Source organism: Diaphorobacter sp. HDW4B, assembly GCF_011305535.1.
GTDB lineage: Bacteria > Pseudomonadota > Gammaproteobacteria > Burkholderiales > Burkholderiaceae_C > Diaphorobacter_A.
The window spans coordinates 3235637-3253379 of the sequence record NZ_CP049905.1 but is presented as its reverse complement, the minus strand read 5'-3'; the positions used below and the strand labels follow the sequence as shown (position 1 = coordinate 3253379).

The 17743-nt window shown below is 62.9% G+C and carries 15 protein-coding genes and 1 other RNA gene; 8 read left to right on the top strand and 8 right to left on the bottom strand.

The window, feature by feature from the left end; genetic code table 11:
* Positions 1-125 precede the first annotated feature (125 nt).
* The 3 genes from xerC to dapF are packed head-to-tail and all read right to left on the bottom strand — an operon-like array spanning position 126 to position 2773.
* On the bottom strand, positions 126-1157 hold the full coding sequence (gene xerC / locus G7048_RS14850) for a tyrosine recombinase XerC (RefSeq protein ID WP_166068882.1): 1032 nt from the start codon (positions 1155-1157) through the stop codon (positions 126-128).
* A 27-nt stretch (positions 1158-1184) separates the two neighbouring features.
* A complete protein-coding gene (locus tag G7048_RS14845) occupies positions 1185-1886 on the bottom strand; it encodes a DUF484 family protein (RefSeq protein WP_166068881.1) in 702 nt (233 codons plus the stop codon).
* Positions 1883-2773, bottom strand: a complete 891-nt coding sequence (gene dapF / locus G7048_RS14840) for a diaminopimelate epimerase (RefSeq protein WP_166068880.1) — start codon at positions 2771-2773, stop codon at positions 1883-1885. The genes G7048_RS14845 and dapF overlap by 4 nt, the downstream gene beginning before the upstream one ends.
* Before the next feature lie 138 nt (positions 2774-2911).
* On the opposite strand from dapF, the gene G7048_RS14835 reads away from it, so the two are divergent.
* Positions 2912-4609 (top strand): MBL fold metallo-hydrolase, encoded by a 1698-nt coding sequence (locus tag G7048_RS14835; RefSeq protein WP_166068879.1) that lies wholly within the window; start codon positions 2912-2914, stop codon positions 4607-4609.
* 144 nt (positions 4610-4753) lie between these two features.
* Here G7048_RS14835 and G7048_RS14830 read toward each other — a convergent pair whose 3' ends face one another.
* Complete coding sequence (locus G7048_RS14830) at positions 4754-5206, bottom strand: DUF1877 family protein (protein WP_166068878.1); 453 nt, start codon at positions 5204-5206, stop codon at positions 4754-4756.
* A 227-nt stretch (positions 5207-5433) separates the two neighbouring features.
* On the opposite strand from G7048_RS14830, the gene G7048_RS14825 reads away from it, so the two are divergent.
* From G7048_RS14825 to G7048_RS14815, 3 genes are all read left to right on the top strand, one after another.
* The gene (locus G7048_RS14825) at positions 5434-6174 is read left to right on the top strand and encodes an RNA pseudouridine synthase (protein ID WP_166068877.1); all 741 of its coding nucleotides are present in this window, start codon (positions 5434-5436) and stop codon (positions 6172-6174) included.
* A gap of 113 nt (positions 6175-6287) precedes the next feature.
* Entirely contained in the window at positions 6288-7553 is a 1266-nt protein-coding gene (locus G7048_RS14820) for a YjgN family protein (protein WP_166068876.1), read from the top strand.
* Positions 7553-8812, top strand: a complete 1260-nt coding sequence (locus tag G7048_RS14815; protein ID WP_166068875.1) for a M48 family metallopeptidase — start codon at positions 7553-7555, stop codon at positions 8810-8812. The genes G7048_RS14820 and G7048_RS14815 overlap by 1 nt, the downstream gene beginning before the upstream one ends.
* Before the next feature lie 34 nt (positions 8813-8846).
* Here G7048_RS14815 and rnpB read toward each other — a convergent pair.
* Together rnpB and G7048_RS14805 are read right to left on the bottom strand one after the other, a co-directional pair.
* An RNA gene (gene rnpB, locus G7048_RS14810) (RNase P RNA component class A) lies at positions 8847-9287 on the bottom strand.
* A 120-nt stretch (positions 9288-9407) separates the two neighbouring features.
* The gene (locus tag G7048_RS14805) at positions 9408-10286 is read right to left on the bottom strand and encodes a helix-turn-helix domain-containing protein (RefSeq protein ID WP_240932988.1); all 879 of its coding nucleotides are present in this window, start codon (positions 10284-10286) and stop codon (positions 9408-9410) included.
* A gap of 90 nt (positions 10287-10376) precedes the next feature.
* Here G7048_RS14805 and G7048_RS14800 point away from each other — a divergent pair, with 90 nt between their 5' ends.
* Positions 10377-11303 (top strand): DMT family transporter, encoded by a 927-nt coding sequence (locus G7048_RS14800; protein WP_166068874.1) that lies wholly within the window; start codon positions 10377-10379, stop codon positions 11301-11303.
* On the opposite strand, the gene G7048_RS14795 is transcribed toward G7048_RS14800, so the two are convergent.
* Entirely contained in the window at positions 11289-11453 is a 165-nt protein-coding gene (locus tag G7048_RS14795) for a hypothetical protein (protein ID WP_166068873.1), read from the bottom strand. The genes G7048_RS14800 and G7048_RS14795 overlap by 15 nt on opposite strands.
* A 300-nt stretch (positions 11454-11753) precedes the next feature.
* On the opposite strand from G7048_RS14795, the gene cysK reads away from it, so the two are divergent.
* The 3 genes from cysK (at position 11754) to G7048_RS14780 (ending at position 16216) form a co-directional block, all read left to right on the top strand.
* On the top strand, positions 11754-12671 hold the full coding sequence (gene cysK / locus G7048_RS14790) for a cysteine synthase A (protein ID WP_166068872.1): 918 nt from the start codon (positions 11754-11756) through the stop codon (positions 12669-12671).
* Between the two features lie 240 nt (positions 12672-12911).
* Entirely contained in the window at positions 12912-14387 is a 1476-nt protein-coding gene (cls, locus tag G7048_RS14785) for a cardiolipin synthase (RefSeq protein WP_166068871.1), read from the top strand.
* Between the two features lie 74 nt (positions 14388-14461).
* Entirely contained in the window at positions 14462-16216 is a 1755-nt protein-coding gene (locus tag G7048_RS14780; protein ID WP_166068870.1) for an NAD(P)/FAD-dependent oxidoreductase, read from the top strand.
* Here the strand turns inward: G7048_RS14780 and G7048_RS14775 are convergent.
* The gene (locus G7048_RS14775) at positions 16183-17739 is read right to left on the bottom strand and encodes a class I adenylate-forming enzyme family protein (protein ID WP_166068869.1); all 1557 of its coding nucleotides are present in this window, start codon (positions 17737-17739) and stop codon (positions 16183-16185) included. The genes G7048_RS14780 and G7048_RS14775 overlap by 34 nt on opposite strands.
* Between the last annotated feature and the right edge of the window lie 4 nt (positions 17740-17743).

The following is a 17743-nucleotide window of genomic DNA, read 5'->3' as shown; positions in this document are numbered from 1 at the left end:
CCTCGCAATAGCACGGCTATTGCTGCGGTGTTGCGCCTTGCATCCCATCCCGCAAAGACACTGGCGCGGCGCCGCGGAGATCGTGAACAGGTTCTCTGACGCTACGCGGCGTGATCGGCTGACGATCAGTCTTCCGGCTTGCGTTTGGCACGCGGGTGCGCGGCGTCGTAGACCTGCGCGAGATGCTGAAAATCGAGCCGCGTGTAGACCTGTGTGGTGGTGATGTTGGCGTGGCCCAGCAGTTCCTGCACGGCGCGCAGATTGCCGCTGGATTGCAGCAGATGGCTGGCGAACGAATGGCGCAGCATGTGGGGATGCACGGGCGTGGTCAGCCCCGCGAGTTGACTGCGTTCGCGCAGGCGCAGCCAGACCGATTGCGCAGTCAGGCGCACGCCGCGTCGTCCGATGAACAACGCGGCATCGAGACGCGGTGACGACTCGCCACCAAACGGCTGCGCACGCATGTCCAGCCACGCCTGTACGGCTGCGACCGCCGGTTTGCCCATGGGTACGATGCGGCGTTTGGAGCCCTTGCCAAAGACATGCGCTTCACCGGCCTGCAAATCGAGCCAGCCGCGTCCTTCGTTGTGTGCGGTGGAGGTTGCGATCACGTCCAGCCCCACCAGTTCGCCCACACGCAGGCCGCAGCCGTAGAGCAGCTCGACGATGGCGGCATCGCGTGCTTCGAGCCACGGGTCGGCATTGGGTTGTTCGTGTTCGGCCAAGCGCACGGCATCGTCCACGCCGAGTGCCTTGGGCAAGGGTTTGGGAGCCTTGGGGGCGCGCACGTCCTGCACCGGATTGTGTTGAACCAGCCCCTGGCGCGCAGCCCAGGTGAAGAAGCCACGCCAGCCCGAAAGAATCAGCGCAATGCCGCGCCCGGAACGCCCACCGCTGTGCATCTGCGCGACGAAGCGGCGGATGTGCGTGTTCTGCAGCGCGAGCAGCGGCTGATGGACATCCGCCGCAAACTGCACGAGCTTTTCAAGATCGAGCGTGTAGAGCGTGTGCGTGCGCGCGGCAAGGCGCTTTTCGACACGCACGAAATCCAGATATTTGAGCGCCTCGGGCGGCAGCACCACCGGCACTGCCAGAGTTGCTTCGGCAACTGCGCCCGCAGACTGCGACTTGGTTTTTGCAGCGGTCTTGCGGGCCATGTGGAACGAAACGTCGATCAGTGCCGATCAGCGCAGACGCGACAGCGCAGCGCTGGCGAGTTCGGCCATGCGCGTGAGGAATTCCGTGCCCATGGAAGCCTCGAAACGTGCCGGATCATGCGAGCCCAGCACCAGCAGACCGAACGCGGGCTCGGTGCTGTCGATCGCGCCATCACGCAGCGGCAGCAGCGCGAGCGATTGCACCTGCGCAGCCTGCGGCAGCCATTGCGTGGGCTCGAAGCCCATGTTGGCACCGCAGAACGGGCTGGTCAGCGACGACGCGAACGCGCGTGCGTCCTCGCTCACGCCGCGCGCAAAGTCTTCACCGGCGTACACCGGGCTGACGCCCCACACGCGCAGCGCAACCTGCGGCACGTCGAACAGATCACGCATGCCGTTTTCGACCGCTGCGGGCAGGCGCATCGGCTCCTTCACCGCGAGCAGCAGACGCACCCATTCGTGCATCTTGTCGCCGATGCCGGTGTTCTCGGAACTGTGGCGCACCATGTCCATGACGCGCTGCTCCAGACCCTTGATCTTCTCGCGCAGCATCTCGGCCTGGCGCTCGTGCAGGCTCACGGCACGCTGGCCGTGCGGGCTGGCGATGGTGACGCTGGAGAGCACTTCGGCGTGGCGCTCGAAGAAATCCGGTGTGTTGACCAGAAACTCGGCGATGTCTTCTTCGGTGATGGGTGGCACGTTGGAGCTCGCGTTGAAGGGTGTAGTCATAGATGGTCTGGAATCTCGATCTGGCCTTCGAACACCGTGGTGGCCGGGCCGGTCATGAAAACGGAATCTTGCAGGCTGCCCGACCATGCAATGGTCAACAGGCCGCCACGGGTGTGCACGTCGACACGGTGGTCCAGCAGGCCCAGATGGATGCCGGCAGCCACAGCCGCGCATGCGCCCGTGCCGCAGGCCAGCGTCTCGCCGACGCCGCGTTCGAACACGCGCAGCTTGATCTCGCTGCGGCTGGCGACCTGCATGAAGCCAGCGTTCACACGCTCGGGAAAGCGCTTGTGGGTTTCGATCAGCGGGCCCATGTCGTTGACGGGCGCTGTGTCCACATCGTCCACCAGTTGCACCGCGTGCGGGTTGCCCATGGAGACGACGGTCAGCATCACATCGGTGCGCGAGCCAGCAGGAAAGTCCACCGGCACCTGCCAGCGCTTGCCACCCGGAGGAGTCACCATGGCGTACAGATTGCCGGCATCAAACGGGATTTCCTCGGGCTCGAAGCGCGGGCGGCCCATGTCCACGGTCACGCGGCCATCGGGCATGAGCTGCGGAGCAATCACGCCCTTCATGGTCTGCACGCGAATCGAGTCCTTGTGCGTGAGCCCCTTGTCGTGCACGAAGCGCGCAAAGCAGCGCGCGCCGTTGCCGCACTGCTCCACCTCGCCGCCGTCGGCGTTGTGGATCACGTATTCGAAATCGACCTCGGGCGACGGCGCAGCGCGCACGGTCAGGATCTGGTCCGCGCCAATGCCGAAATGGCGGTTGGCGATGAACCGGTATTGTTCGGCAGACAGGCCGTAGCTGCGGACGGTCTCGTCCAGCACCACGAAATCGTTTCCTGCGCCCTGCATCTTGGTGAAGCGGATCTGCGTTGGCATATCCGCCAATTATCCGCTGTCGCCGGGCATCCGGGCCAATCGCCCGGTAATAAGCTGTAGTCGTTGACGATTCATGCCCGCCAGCCCGCGTCGCGTGCGTGCCAGCACGAGTCAACGCACTTGCCCATAATGCAAGACATGCCACGCTCAAACCAACAACTCCATACCCACCGCGAGCCCGTCAAGACGCGGCCTGCAGCCACCGTGCTGCTGCTGCGCGACGCGCCCCGAGACAACGGTGACAACAACGGCGAAACGGTGCTCGAAGTCCTCATGACCCGCCGCTCGCCCAACGCGAGCTTTCTGCCCGGAGCCTATGTGTTTCCGGGCGGCGGAATCGACGCGCAGGACGCCAGCTCCGAATCGCACGCCCAGACCGACCACCGCGCCACGCAGAACGCCCAGCGCGTGACCGAGGCCGTGGCCGGCATCCGCGAAACCTTCGAGGAACTCGGCATTCTGCTGGCCCGCCATGCCGACGATGGCCGGTTTGCCGATGCCACCGACATCGCCGCGCTCGACCGCAAGCAGCCCTTCGTCGCCCAGTGCGCCGCGCGCGGCCTGCGGCTGGTGGCGGATGACATGCATGTGCTCGCCCACTGGACGGCCGATCGCACCTCGCCCAAGCGGTTTTCCGTGCCGTTTCTGGTGCGCCGCATGCCCGAAGGCCAGGAGCCGGTGGCGGACGAATCCGAGCAGTTCGAGCCCGTCTGGGTGCGCCCGGCCGATGCGCTGGCGCAGCACAAGGACGGCAAGTTCTTCATGATCTTCCCGACCATCCGCACGCTCGATTACCTGACCAAATACGCCACGGTGCAGTCGCTGATGGACGTGATCTCCAAAGACGAGGAACCGCTCTGGAACTGCTGCCCGCGCAGCGGTCTGGTCAAGGGCCGCGAGACCCGTTTCATGGACCACGAACCTGCGTTCGGCGAACTCGCCATGGTCACGCCCGACGGCCAGATCCTCCACCCGCTCGACTGGCAAAGCGAGCGCGCCGTGCCGCTGCTCAAGAACGTGCAGCGCCTGACAGCCCCCAACCCCGGCGTGATGACCGGCCCCGGCACCAACAGCTACTTGGTCGGCGACCCGTCCACCGGCTACATCGCCATCGACCCCGGCCCGGCCGACGCCGAGCACCTTGAGCGACTCTGGCGCGCGGCGGGCGGCGACATCCGCCAGATCGTCTGCACGCATTCGCATCCCGACCACTCGCCCGGTGCCAGACCATTGCAGGACATGGTCGCGCAATACGGCAAGCCCAAGCCGCCCGTGCTGGGCCTTGCGTCCAAGCCCACGTCTCGCGTGGACAGCCAGTTCACACCCGACCGCGATCTGGCCGACGGCGAACTGCTGCAACTGCGCGGCCCCTCGCCCGACGGCGAAATCACGCACACGCTGCAAGCCATCCACACGCCCGGCCACGCGGCGAATCACGTCTGCCTGCTGCTGCAGGAAGACAACCTGCTGTTCTCAGGCGACCATGTCCTCAACGGCAGCACCACCGTGGTCAGCCCACCGGACGGCAACATGGACGACTACCTGCAATCACTCGACAAGCTCGACGCCGCCTGCGCCCGGTTCGACGTGCAATTCATCGCGCCCGCCCACGGCTACGTGATCGAAAAGGCGCGCGAAGCCATCGCCAAACTCAAGGCCCACCGCCTCGCCCGCGAAGCCAAGGTGCTCAAGGCCATGCAGAAGCTGCCCTCGGGCGATCTCGACGACTGGGTGAAGATCGCCTACGACGATGTGCCCGAGCGCATGTGGCCCGTGGCGCTGCGCTCGCTGCAAGCCCATGTGGATCGCATCCGCAGCATGGAACCGGGGAACTGAAGCAGCCCCGAAACGCTGCTTGCCCATCCAAAGAAGCCTTCGAGGCGGGGCCGGTTCGATACGGCACCGGATGGGTCGTGAAGGGATAGGTTCGACACGAGTGAGTGACTCAGCCGAGAAGCTCACGCCCTGTCCAAGGCATCGTCAAGCCACGCCAACAATGACGCCTTTTCCTTCACTGACAGCTCTTTGAAAAAACTCAATCACTGTCGTGAATTGCCAGTGAGGGTCTTCATCTTCGTACTCGTCTTCCTCGACTCCAAAATCTGAATACGCATCAGCGACGTCATATCCTTGAAATTCCTGAAGAATTTCGCGCGCCTCTTCCGGGGAGAAGTAACCTGGAGGTCCGCTGGTCCACTCGTACCCGTCGACAAGCACCTTGCCATCATTGAACAGCCGAGAGAACGGGTTGGAATTGTCGGAAACCCAATTGCTGATGTCGCGATAGTCCAGTTCCTCAAACACGTCTGAGCCATGCGAATAGCCTTCAACTGGTCGCATGTCGCTCATTTGGCGGAGCAATTCCCCTCCTGAATCAACAATTCGCTGATGCAGGGACGGGCTCACTTTGATGAAAACAACTGGCATGGACATGGGCAGTCTCACTTTGCGGGATTGGGTTAGGCGACTTTATCTATAGAACTTCGACAGTCAATCAGAATGTTGCATGATGCCCCTCCTCCACTGCACCAACAAATCCGCCTCACCCAACCCCCAACCCCCAACCCCCAACACCAACCATCACCACATCCCCACAACCCATTGGTAGCGATAATCAGCCCCCTGCCGGACCCAGTGTTTCCGGCGTGATGAAAGTTGAAATGTCGGGAAAATCGGGAAAGCCAGCAAACAACCAAACGCCGGATGCGGAAGGCCAGCGCCTGTCCAAGCGCGTGATGCAGCAAAAGGGTTGCTCGCGCAGCGTGGCCGAGCAGTATGTGGAAGGCGGATGGGTCAGCGTCGATGGCGAGATCCAGGAAGAACCCAGTCTGCGCGTGCGTGACGAGCAGGCGGTGGCGATTGCCGCCGACGCGAGCCTGCTGGATTTGGCCCCCGTCACCTTCGTGTTGAACCAACCCGCCAAGTGCAAGGACCCGTTTGCCTTGCTGAGCGTGGAAGCCCATTCCGCCACCGATCCGCAGTCGGGCCGCATGCGCGTGCTGCGTCGGCATTTCAAAGGCTTGTATGAATGCGCGCCCCTGCACCGCTCCGCCAGCGGTTTGGCGGTGTTCACGCAGGACCGCAACATCGCGCGGCGTCTGTACGAAGACGCGGCCTCGCTGGAGCACGAATGCATCGTCGAAGTGAGCGGCGATGTGGCCAGCGCCGACATCGCATCGCTGCGCTCCGGCGCGGTGCTGCCGCCCGCCAAGGTCAGCCGCCAGAACGAAACCCATCTGCGCTTTGCACTGGCAGGCACGGCGATGAACTCGATCGGCGCGCTCTGCGCCTCGGTCGGCCTCAAGGCGGTGAGCATCCGCCGCATCCGCATCGGACGAGTACCGCTGTCCAAGCTGCCCGAGGGCGAATGGCGCTTTCTGGGCCTCGGCGAACGCTTCTGAACCCATCGGCAGAGACTGTTGCAAACCGCCAGCAAATGTAAAGTTCAATTGGTAAATTTACAGCCATAGCCAATATACTCATCTGACCAACATTCAAACAATGGGAGATGGGCATGGATGCCAGTAGCCAGAGCGACATCCGTCCGGAGACAACCGCCAGTGATGTGCCGGAAAAGATCCGTGCACACCGGCTGCGGTTCACGGGCAGCGGCGGCGAATACTTTCGCGTCTGGATCGTCAATGTGCTGCTGTCCATCGTCACCCTCGGCTTCTACACGCCGTTTGCGCGCAAGCGCACCGCGCAGTATTTCTACAGCCACTCGATGATTGCGGGCAGCGCACTCGAATTCACCGCGCAGCAGCGGCGCATGGTGTTCGGTTTTGTGCTGGTGTTCGCGCTCAGCGCCGCCTATCAACTGGCGGTGCGCACCGGACAGGACACTGCCGTGGGCCTGTTCATCATCTGCGGCGCCCTGCTCTCGCCGTTCATCTGGGCCAGCGCCATGCGTTTTCGGCTCTCCAATACGCGCTGGCGTGGTCTGCGTCTGGTGTTCACCGCCAACTGGAAAGAAATCTACAAGGCCAGCTGGCCCGTGTTCGCGCTCGCGCTGGTGTGGATCGGCGTGTTCTATGGCATCACCGCGCTGGTGGGCGACTACGTCAGCGGCATGGAAGGCGGGGGTACCAAGCGTCCCAAACTGGACACCAGCACTGTCTGGACCGTCGCGGGCATCATCCTGCTGGGCATGTTCCTTTCGGTGCTGTGCTTCATCCGCATGGAATACAACTACCGCAGCCTGCTGGTGCTGCGCACGCGCATCGGCAACGAAATCAGCCGCTGGAAGCCGGTCTATATGGACTTCGTGAAGATCTGGGCAGGCACCGTCCTGGTGTTCATTCTCTCCATCGTCGTGATCTCGGTGCTGCTCGGCGCAGTGGCTGGCGGCGCGGCCATGCTGGGCCACGGCATGAAGAACAGCAAAGTCGGCACGTTGGTCTTCATCCTCATCATCTTCGGCGCGCTGATGTTCTTCTTTTTGCTGCTGCTGGCCAGCGGCCCCGCGCGCGCCTACCGCGAAGCCCGCATGTTCTACCTCATCTGGAACAACACCGGCATCAGCCAGATCGCACGCTTCAAGTCCACGCTGTCCACCCGCAAGTTCGTGCTGCTGCGCCTGAAGAACATGCTGCTGACGACTCTCACCATCGGCTTCTACCGCCCGTTTGCGCGCGTGGCCGAATACAAGATGAAATTCGAATCCGTCACGCTGTATGTGAAAGGCAGCGTCGAGCAGCTCGCGGGACGCCTGGAGCAAGGCCAGAAGGAAGGCTTCGGTGATGCGCTTGCGGATGCGGCGGGACTGGATCTGATCGGTTGATGACGGCATCCAGCACCACTCCCGCCAGCACGCCCACGCTGATCCGCGCGCATTGGTTCGACGGCCAGAGCAGCCAGCCGCGCAAGGTGCTGGTGAGTCTGGAGCCCACCGACAAGAACGGTCCGTCGCTGCTGATCCACTCGCTGCAATCGCCCGGCAGCGAGCCCCGGCGCTATGCCCACCGCGACATCACCTGGCCCGAGGCGTGGAGCGCCAAGCGCCATCAGGAAACGCTGGTCATCGACCTCAACGACGGCAGCAGTCTGGAGATTCTGGAGCCCGAAAAATGGCAGGCCGCGCTGGCCGCAGCCGATTTCAAACCCAGCCTCGCGCAGCGCATGCAAACCCGCTGGCCGATGTTCGTCGGCGTGTTCGCAGTGGCGGCCGTGGGCATGGTGGCGTTCTACAAATACGGCACGCCGTGGGCCGCCACGCAGCTCACGCGTTTTGTGCCGCTGAGTTGGGAAACGACGCTCTCTCAGGAAGCCATGGCGCAGATGGATGAGCGCATGCTCAAGCCCAGCAAGCTGCCCAAGGAACGGCAAGATCAATTGCGCAGCGAGTTCGAATCGCTGCTCGCCAAGACACCCGCGTCGCTCAAGCGCTACCACGGCTACGAGCCCAAATACACGCTGCAATTCAGGCGCGGCATGGGCGCGAATGCGTTTGCGCTGCCGGGCGGCTCCATCGTCGTCACCGACGGCTTGGTCGAAACCGCCAAGCGCGAGAACATCGGCGACGACGCCATCATCGGCGTGCTCGCGCATGAAATCGGCCACGTCGCGCACCGACACACCACGCGCATGGTGGTCGAGCAAGGCGTGCTGCAGACCGGGCTTGGACTCGCCCTCGGCGATGTGTCGTCACTGATCGCCATGGGCAGCACCGCGCTCACGGGTTTGGCCTACCAGCGCAGCCACGAACGCGAAGCCGACTGCTTTGCAATTGCCGTGCTCAAGAGCTCGAACATGTCCACCGCGCCCATGGGCGACCTGCTGCTGGCGATGGCGGCCAAGCGCGGCAAGGACGATGACGACGAAGACAAGGACGGCAAAGAGAAATCAGCGGAATCCGCCAACCCACCCGCATCGACGGCCTCCGCTCCAACGCCATCTGCAAGCAAGCCCAAGCCCAAAACCGAGGCAGACATCGAGAAAGAAGAAGGCATGTTCTCGCTGCTCAGCACGCACCCCGAAACCGTGGCGCGCGCCAAGGAACTCAAGGCCGGCATCTCGCCGCATTGCGCGGCAACGCCTTGATGACTTGGCTGCGCGATGCAGCCTGAAAAGAAAAGTGTGAAGCCCGCCGATAAGCCGGATTCTGTGCATTGCGGTTGCCCGCAACGTGACCGCCATTAATCTGGGCCGGGTGTCGCCACCACGGCTCGATGCTACCTACCCGCCAACTCTGCGGAACCACATCAACGCTGGCCTACTTGGTATTGCTGCGCGTAGAGATTGCCCGTTTCACCCGGCGCGGCCTTGCCGCACCGGGCGGCTATGTCACTACGGACTATCGTCCGCACCGCCTGGCTTGCGCCACGCGGTTTCCGGCTTGCGCCGGGTGCCATAGAACACCCACAAATGGTACGGCGAGTCGCACCGACTCGTCTCTGTTGCTCTGATCCTCACCTCACGGTGGGCAGCCGTTAGCTGCTACGCTGTCCTGTGCAGTCCGGACGTTCCTCCAGTGCCACCTTTCGGTGATTGCACCAGCGGCAGTCTGGCGTGCTTCACACTGTGGATTATCTCCTCGTTTGGAAAACGGGGCTGCGGTGTGGGAGATTCTTTTTTGCTTCTCACACGAACGCGTTCAGGCGTGCAGGGGTCGAGTCCTCCGCCACACCGGTTTGCCTCACTCCAGAAGAAACTCCCGCCGAAACTGATCCGGCGACACGCCCGCCTCGCGCTGAAACATGGCGATGAAGGCCGACGGTGCGCTGAACCCCAGATCGAGCGCGATGGCCTGCACGGATTGCCCGTGCTCCAGCGCATCCACGGCACGCAGATAGCGCATGCGCTGGCGCCACTCGCCCAGGCTCATGCCCAGTTCCTGTTGGCAATGTCGGGCCAGTGTGCGCTCCGTCATGTGCACGCGCTCGGCCCAGTCGGCGACCGAGGCGCGGTGGCCGGGCTCCTGCTGCAGCGCATCCAGAATCTGCTGCAAAGCGGGCGATTGCGCGTCGGGCAGATAGCTGCCCTGCACCTCGCAACCTCGCATTTGATCCAGCAGCACTTCGGCCATGCGCAGGTCTTCGGGCGTGGCGGGGATTTCCACGCCGCGCTGGTTGAAGTCGGCAAGAATGGCTTTGACGACCGGCGATATCTGCAGCAGGCAGGTGTGCTGTGGCAGGCTGTCGCACAACTCGGGCTGCACATAGAACGCGCGGTAGACGGCGGCGCGCTGCAGATAGCAGTTGTGTTCGACGCCCGGAGGAATCCAGATGCCATATTGCGGCGGCGAGACAAAGCGGGCCTGCGCCGTGTCCATGCTGATCGTGCCATGCGGCGTGTAGTTCAGGTGCCCCAGCCGATGGCTGTGCGCGTCGGCCCACGTGCCTGCGCCGTATTCGTCATAACGCACGTAGAACGGCGCGGTGATTTCATCCACTTCCACGGGCACGAGTTGCGTCTGCCGGATGCGGGATGCATGGCTGCCCGCAAGACCTGACGACGATGATTTGCCCGATCCGGAACTGAGGTTGCGCACGGTGACCATTGGATTTCGTCCCATTCCACGTATTGAATGTCCGAAAACAGATATGCACTGTTTATCGGCCAACCGCATGATAAGCGTCAAGATTCCAAAGGCATCTGTCACGTCATGAATTACCTTTTCCCCTTGATGGCCGTGCTCATCTGGTCCGTCAACACCATCGTCAGCAAGCAAGCTGCATCGAGCATTCATCCGGCCGAGATCGGCTTTCTCCGCTGGGTGCTGGCGGCCGCCCTGCTCGGCCCGTTCCTGCTGCCGGGCGTCGTGCGCAATTGGCGCGCGATCCGTCCGCAGGTGCCGCGCATCGTGGTGCTCGGCCTGCTGGGCATGGTGATTTACCAGACGCTGGCCTACTTTGCCGCCAGCTTCACGACGGCCACGCACATGGGCATCATCCTGTGCCTGTCACCGCTGATGGTGCTGGCGATCTCGGTCGGTGTACTGGGCATTCCGCTGACCTGGGGAGGTGCCATCGGCGGCGTGATTGCGCTGGGCGGTGTGGTCCATGTGGTGACCAACGGCCAGCCGCTGGTTCTGCTGGAGCAAGGCTTCAACCGGGGCGATCTGCTGATGGTCGTTGCTGCGCTGTCCTATGCGCTCTACAACATCCTGCTCAAGCGCTGGAGCATGGCACCGAAGATTCCCACCCTGCAGTTGCTTTACTTGCAGATGCTGGTGGCCGTGGTGGCGCAGTTGCCGCTGTATCTGATGAACGAGAAGACCGGCATCAACGCGCGCAACTGGGGACTGGTGGCCTACGCCGGAACCATGGCGTCGATCGCCGCGCCCTTGCTGTGGATGATGGCCGTCTCGCGCCTGGGGCCCAGCCGCTCCAGCATCTTCTTCAACCTCACCCCCATCGGCACCGCCCTGTTTGCGTGGCTGCTGCTCGACGAGCAACTGCACGCCTATCACTGGATCGGCGGTGCGCTCACGATCGTCGGCGTGGTGTTGGCGGAGAAATGGGTCACGCCTTTGGCATCGCGCCCCCGCGCGCAGCAGCCATCGACGCCGCCGGCCTCAACTCGCGGCTGAAACGATGGTGTTCAGAATCAGCACCACCAGCCCGAACACGCCGATGACCATGGCGACGTCGGAGCCCTTGCGCTCGCGAAAAGCGTAGCCGCCGACCAGAAGCAACACGGCCACGCTGCCTGCAATCAGGTTGAAGTTGAACAGGGTCATGGCTGACGATTCCTTGTGCGATGTCCGCTGGCCCCGGATGACTGCATCGGCTGCCAGCGTTTAGTTGTCTTACTAACGATTGTCGGGAGAGGATGTCTTTTGAGTCTTGATGCAACTCAAGACTGATTGACACACCTCAAGCCCCTCAAATGCTTATTCCAATCAACGACGGAATCCGCATATCCATATCGCGAAAAGTGCTAACAACTAGGACACAATGATCTGGTTACATTGATTCCGTCAGCGATCCGTTCATTCCTTCCATCTGACCAACCACCTGTTGCTGGAGACTTCCTCATCATGAAATTCGACAACATCCTGCAGACCATCGGCAATACGCCCGTCGTGAAGATCAACCGTCTGTTTGGCGCTGGTGCCAACGTGTGGGTCAAGGCCGAGCGCGGCAACCCCGGCGGCTCGATCAAGGACCGCATCGCACTGGCGATGGTGGAAGACGCCGAAAAGCGCGGCACGCTCCAGCCCGGTGGCACGATCATCGAGCCGACCTCCGGCAACACCGGCATCGGTCTGGCGCTGGTCGCTGCAGTCAAGGGCTACAAGCTGGTGCTGGTGATGCCCGAGAGCATGTCCATCGAACGCCGCCGCCTGATGCTGGCCTACGGCGCGACCTTCGATCTGACGCCCAAGGAAAAGGGCATGAAGGGCGCCATCGCACGCGCGCAGGAACTGGTCGAGTCGACCCCCGGCGCATGGATGCCGCAGCAGTTTGAAAATCCCGCCAACATCGACGTGCACGTGCGCACCACGGCGCAGGAAATCCTGGCCGACTTCCCCGATGGCCTCGACGCGCTGATCACCGGCGTGGGCACGGGCGGTCACCTGACCGGCGTGGCACGCGTGCTCAAGGGCAAGTTCCCGAACCTCAAGGTGTTCGCGGTCGAACCCGTCGCGTCGCCCGTGATCTCCGGCGGCCAGCCTGCTCCGCACCCGATTCAGGGCATCGGCGCGGGCTTCATCCCCAAGAACCTCGACACCTCGCTGCTCGACGGCGTGATTCAGGTGGACGCCGAACCCGCCCGCGAATACGCCCGCCGCTCGGCGCGTGAAGAAGGCATGCTGGTCGGCATCTCCTCCGGCGCGACGCTGGCTGCGATTGCACAGAAGCTGCCCGAACTGCCCGCCGGCGCACGCGTGCTGGGCTTCAACTACGACACGGGCGAACGTTATCTGTCGGTGGACGGCTTCCTGCCGAGCTGACCACGCCCCACGGTCCATGGAGGGAGCATCACGAAGTGCTCCGCTCTGATGGATGAACCACATGCAACGCCCATCTGGCAGCCGCAACGCTGTCAGGTGGGCGTTGTGCTTTGGTGTTCCACAGGACGGCCCGATCCATTACGATGGACTATCGGAATAGAAAACTGATTCTCAAAAACCGATTTCCATCCAGTTGGAACATCGCGGTTTTCGGAAGCCTTCGTCGGAAAATCCAGAACAATGAACCACCATCTCATCGACCTCGCATGGGCGGTCGTCGTATTTGTCGCCCACCTGCTCACCGCACTGCGGGCGTTGACGCGGCCGAACCGCTCGCCCGCTTCGCGCATCGCGTGGCTAGCCGTGATCATGCTGGTTCCGGTGGCGGGCATGATTGGCTACCTGCTGCTGGGAGAAACCAGCATCGGGCGAGCACGCATGGAGCGCGTTCGCAAGGCTGAGAAGTCGATGGCGCTGCCGCCAGACGAGGATTTTCGCCCACAGCAGGTCACGCCGATGGCTGCATCGCTGTTCGATCTGTGCAGCTCGATCAACCCGTTCAAAGTCGTCAGCGGAAACCGCATCACCTTGCTCGGCGATCCGGATGCCCCCGCCTCCGAGCCCAAACGCAATTCGCTCAAAGCGGTGGACCAGTTGATCGCCGACATCGGCCTGGCGCAAGAGCAGGTGCACATCGCCGTTTACATCTGGCTCGACGACGATGTGGGCCGCCGGCTCGCCGCTGCGGTGTGCGAGGCGGCACAACGCGGCGTCACCTGCCGCGTGATGGTGGACTCGCTCGGCTCGCGCGACTTCATCCGCAGCGCCACCTTCAAGCAAATGCGATCTGCCGGTGCGCACTTGCATGCCACCCTGGCCGACATCTCGCGGCTGCGCCATATGGCCTTCAGCCGCGTCGACCTGCGCGACCATCGCAAGATGGTGGTGATCGACAACCGCATCGCGTTCTGCGGCAGCCAGAATTTCGCGTCGCCCGAGTTTCGCGTGAAGCCCAAATTCGCACCCTGGATCGACGTGCTGCTGCGCATCGAAGGCCCGCTCGTGCGACAGATGCAGTACCTGTTCTTGAGCGGCTGGATTCCCGAAACGGGCGAAAGCGGACTCGAACATTTGCCCGCGCAATCGCCCGTGCACCCCATTGAAAACGGCTGCACGGCGCAGGCGTTCAAGACCGGCCCCACGGGACGGCACAACTCCATGTCCGACATGTTCGTGGCCTGCATTTACGCTGCTCGCCGCGAGCTGCTGATCACCACCCCCTACTTCGTGCCGGACGAACCCATGCTGCGCGCCCTTTGCGCCGCCGCGCAACGCGGCGTGAAGACCACGCTGATTTTTCCGAAGCGCAATGACTCGTGGCTGGTGGGCAATGCCTGTCGCAGCACCTATCTGGATCTGCTCACCAGCGGTGTCTGCGTGTACGAATATCCGCTTGGCATTCTGCACACCAAATCGATGACGCTCGATGGCGAAATCACCCTCATCGGGTCTGCCAACATGGACCGCCGCAGTCTGGAACTGAACTACGAGAACAACTTGCTGATCGCCGATGCACCGTTCACCCGGACCATCCACGAGCGCCAACAGGGCTATCTCTCCGTTTCCCATCCGGTGCAACTGGAGGCCGTTCGCGCATGGCCGCTCCACGCCCGGCTGGTGCAGAACGTCATCAACATGATGGCCCCAGTGCTGTAAGAACGGACCCGCTCGGCTAAAATGCCGACCCTTTCCCACACACTCAGCCCGATCGATACGGGCCAGTTCACACGATGATTCGCATCTCCGAAATCAAGCTGCCGCTCACCGCGCTGCCAGCGGGCGAATACGACGCCGACGCCCATCCCGAAGCCGCCCTGCGCACACAGATTGCGCAGATGCTGACCATCGACGAAAACGCCCTCACCTCCTTGCATGTGCACAAGCGCAGCTTCGACGCGCGCAAGGTGGAGTTGATGGCGGTGTACATCGTCGATGCGACGCTGGCCGATGCAGCGCTCGAAGCCGAGTTGCTTGCCAAGAACGAGAAGAATCCGCACGTCAACGCCACGCCCGACATGGCATGGAAGCCAGTCGGTCAGGCACCTGCGGATCTGCAGGACCGCCCCGTCGTCATCGGCTTTGGACCGTGCGGCATTTTTGCGGCGCTGGTGCTGGCGCAGATGGGCTTCAAGCCCATCGTGCTGGAGCGCGGACGCGAAGTGCGTGAGCGCACCAAGGACACCTGGGGTCTGTGGCGCAAGCGCGTGCTGACGCCTGAATCGAACGTGCAGTTCGGCGAAGGCGGTGCGGGCACGTTCTCGGACGGCAAGCTCTACAGCCAGATCAAGGACCCACGCCATCTGGGTCGCAAGGTGATGGAAGAGTTCGTGCAGGCCGGTGCGCCCGCCGAAATCCTGTACACCGCGCATCCGCACATCGGTACGTTCAAGCTGGTGAAGGTGGTGGAGACACTGCGCGAGCAGATCATCGCTATGGGTGGCGAGGTGCGTTTCGAGCAGCGCGTGAGCGATGTGCAGGTCGCAACGGACGCGAGCGGCGAGCGCCACGTCACCGGTCTCACGGTCGTCGATCTGGCCTCCGGCAAGGAACAACTGCTGCCCGCCACGCAAGTGGTGATGGCGCTCGGCCACAGCTCGCGCGACACGTTTGCGATGCTGTACGAGCGCGGCGTTTCGATGGAAGCCAAACCGTTCTCCATCGGCGTGCGCATCGAGCATCCACAAAGCGTGATCGACCGCGCGCGTTGGGGCAAGCATGCCGGGCATCCACTGCTCGGCGCGGCGGATTACAAGCTCGTGCACCACGCCAAGAATGGCCGTGCGGTCTACAGTTTCTGCATGTGCCCTGGCGGCACGGTGGTCGCTGCGACCAGCGAACCCGAACGTGTGGTGACCAACGGCATGAGCCAGTATTCGCGCGCCGAACGCAATGCGAATGCGGGCATGGTGGTGGCCGTGGACGAAAGCGATTTCCCGCGCGATGTCGCATCGTTCGAGAAGTATCTTGGCAAGAGCTACGGCATCGAAAAATACAAGGCGGGCGAGACCCATCCACTTGCGGGTATCGTGCTGCAGCGCCAACTGGAATCGAACGCCTACGTGGTCGGCGGCAGCAACTACAGCGCACCAGGCCAGCTCGTGGGCGACTTTCTGGCCAAACGTGATTCCAAGGAATTCGGCGAGGTGCAGCCTTCGTACAAGCCGGGCGTGCACCTGACCAGCATCGACAAGGCCCTGCCCGCTTTTGCGACCGAGGCCATGCGCGAAGCGCTGCCTGTTTTCGGCCGCAAGATTCGCGGATATGACATGGCCGATGCGGTGATGACCGGCGTGGAAACGCGCACCTCGGCACCGCTGCGCATAGGTCGCGGTGCGGATTTCCAGAGCCTGAACACGCACGGCATCTACCCTGCGGGCGAAGGCGCTGGTTATGCGGGCGGCATTCTGTCTGCGGGCGTGGACGGCATCAAGGTCGGCGAGGCCGTGGCGCGTCAGATGCTGGGCTTGGCCGACGCTGCCGAATAAGCATCGCGCAGATCGCGTTTGAGTACCTTGCCGATGGCGCTGCGTGGCAACTCGTTCACCAGCACCAGATCGGCAAGCCGCTGGGTTTTTCCGGCGCGCGCGTTGAACCACTGCTTGAGCTCAGCGGCCGTCTCCGGCGTGCCTTTGCGCTGCACGACATAGGCGACCGGCGTCTCGCCCCATTGCTCTGAAAACACGCCCACCACGGCCACATCCTCGATGGCCGGATGGGCACGCAACTGCGCTTCGAGATCGCTCGGATAGATGTTGAAACCGCCGCTGATGATCATGTCCTTGCGGCGGTCGAGCAGCGTCAGAAAGCCGTCTTCATCAAAGCGCCCGACATCACCCGTGCGGATGAAACGTTTGCCCGAAGGATCGAACCATTCGGCCTCGCGCGTCTTCTCGGGTTGATGGTGGTAGCCGGTCATCATGCCGGTGGAGTGGCCGACGACTTCGCCGATCTCGCCCGGTCCCACCTCGTTGCCCGCTTCGTCGATCAAGCGAATGTCGCTGTTGGATGCGGGCTTGCCCACCGTGTGCAGTTTGTCGGGGTGCAGATGCGCATCGAGAATGCAGGTGCCACCGCCTTCGGTCATGCCGTAGTACTCGGTGAGCGTGCCCGGCCAGCGCGCGAGCACGTCGGCCTTGAGTTCTGCGCGAAACGGCGCGCTGGTGCAGAACTTGTATTGGAACGAGGAGAGATCGTGCCGATCGAAATCCGCGAGCGCCATGATGCGCTGGTATTGCACGGGCACCAGCATCGCATGCGTCGCGCGTTGCGCTTCGGCCAGTTTGAGATAACGCGCGGCATCGAACTTCTTCATGAGCAGCACGCTGCCGCCATAAGCGAACGACGGCACGAAGATCACCAGCGTGGTGTTGGAATACAGCGGTGTCGCCAGCAGCGTGACCGACTGTGGTCCGTACTCGTTCGATGCCCCGCGCTGAATGTGCGCCCAGCGCATGCCATGCGATTGCACGATGCCCTTGGGCGTGCCGGTGGTGCCCGATGAGTAGATGATGTTGAACGCATCGTCCGGCGATACATCGACCGGCGCGGGCTTGCTGCCTTCCTTGGCCAGCCAGGGCTCGAACGACTTGCCAAGGGCCACGTCATCCAGCGACACGCAAGGCAGGCTCGAATCAAGCGCCGACACATCCGCCGATGCATCGGCAAACCACAGCTTCGCACCACAATCGCGCAGCATGGATGCCAGCGTTTCGCTGCTTGACGAAGGGGCCAGCGGAGCGACTGCGGCACCGGCTCGCAGAACGCCCAGAAACACCGCGGCATAGCGCGCGGAGTTCAACGCGCAGATGGCGACCACGTCACCATGGTGCACGCCGTCGCGCTGCAAAGAAGTGGCGATGCGATCGACCAGCGCATCGAGCTGCGCGTAGTTCAGCGACTGGGTTTCATCCTGAACCGCAGGATGGTCCGGACGCGCCAATGCATGTTCACGCAACAGAGCGGAGACCGTGTTGAAACTGGCAGCGGCAATCGGATTGGGAGATTTCATGACT

Bases quoted from the DNA above. Each gene is read 5' to 3' on its own strand.
- xerC (WP_166068882.1), bottom strand. From the start codon at position 1,157: ATGGCCCGCAAGACCGCTGCAAAAACCAAGTCGCAGTCTGCGGGCGCA.
- G7048_RS14845 (WP_166068881.1), bottom strand. From the start codon at position 1,886: ATGACTACACCCTTCAACGCGAGCTCCAACGTGCCACCCATCACCGAA.
- dapF (WP_166068880.1), bottom strand. From the start codon at position 2,773: ATGCCAACGCAGATCCGCTTCACCAAGATGCAGGGCGCAGGAAACGAT.
- G7048_RS14835 (WP_166068879.1), top strand. From the start codon at position 2,912: ATGCCACGCTCAAACCAACAACTCCATACCCACCGCGAGCCCGTCAAG.
- G7048_RS14830 (WP_166068878.1), bottom strand. From the start codon at position 5,206: ATGTCCATGCCAGTTGTTTTCATCAAAGTGAGCCCGTCCCTGCATCAG.
- G7048_RS14825 (WP_166068877.1), top strand. From the start codon at position 5,434: ATGTCGGGAAAATCGGGAAAGCCAGCAAACAACCAAACGCCGGATGCG.
- G7048_RS14820 (WP_166068876.1), top strand. From the start codon at position 6,288: ATGGATGCCAGTAGCCAGAGCGACATCCGTCCGGAGACAACCGCCAGT.
- G7048_RS14815 (WP_166068875.1), top strand. From the start codon at position 7,553: ATGACGGCATCCAGCACCACTCCCGCCAGCACGCCCACGCTGATCCGC.
- G7048_RS14805 (WP_240932988.1), bottom strand. From the start codon at position 10,286: ATGGGACGAAATCCAATGGTCACCGTGCGCAACCTCAGTTCCGGATCG.
- G7048_RS14800 (WP_166068874.1), top strand. From the start codon at position 10,377: ATGAATTACCTTTTCCCCTTGATGGCCGTGCTCATCTGGTCCGTCAAC.
- G7048_RS14795 (WP_166068873.1), bottom strand. From the start codon at position 11,453: ATGACCCTGTTCAACTTCAACCTGATTGCAGGCAGCGTGGCCGTGTTG.
- cysK (WP_166068872.1), top strand. From the start codon at position 11,754: ATGAAATTCGACAACATCCTGCAGACCATCGGCAATACGCCCGTCGTG.
- cls (WP_166068871.1), top strand. From the start codon at position 12,912: ATGAACCACCATCTCATCGACCTCGCATGGGCGGTCGTCGTATTTGTC.
- G7048_RS14780 (WP_166068870.1), top strand. From the start codon at position 14,462: ATGATTCGCATCTCCGAAATCAAGCTGCCGCTCACCGCGCTGCCAGCG.
- G7048_RS14775 (WP_166068869.1), bottom strand. From the start codon at position 17,739: ATGAAATCTCCCAATCCGATTGCCGCTGCCAGTTTCAACACGGTCTCC.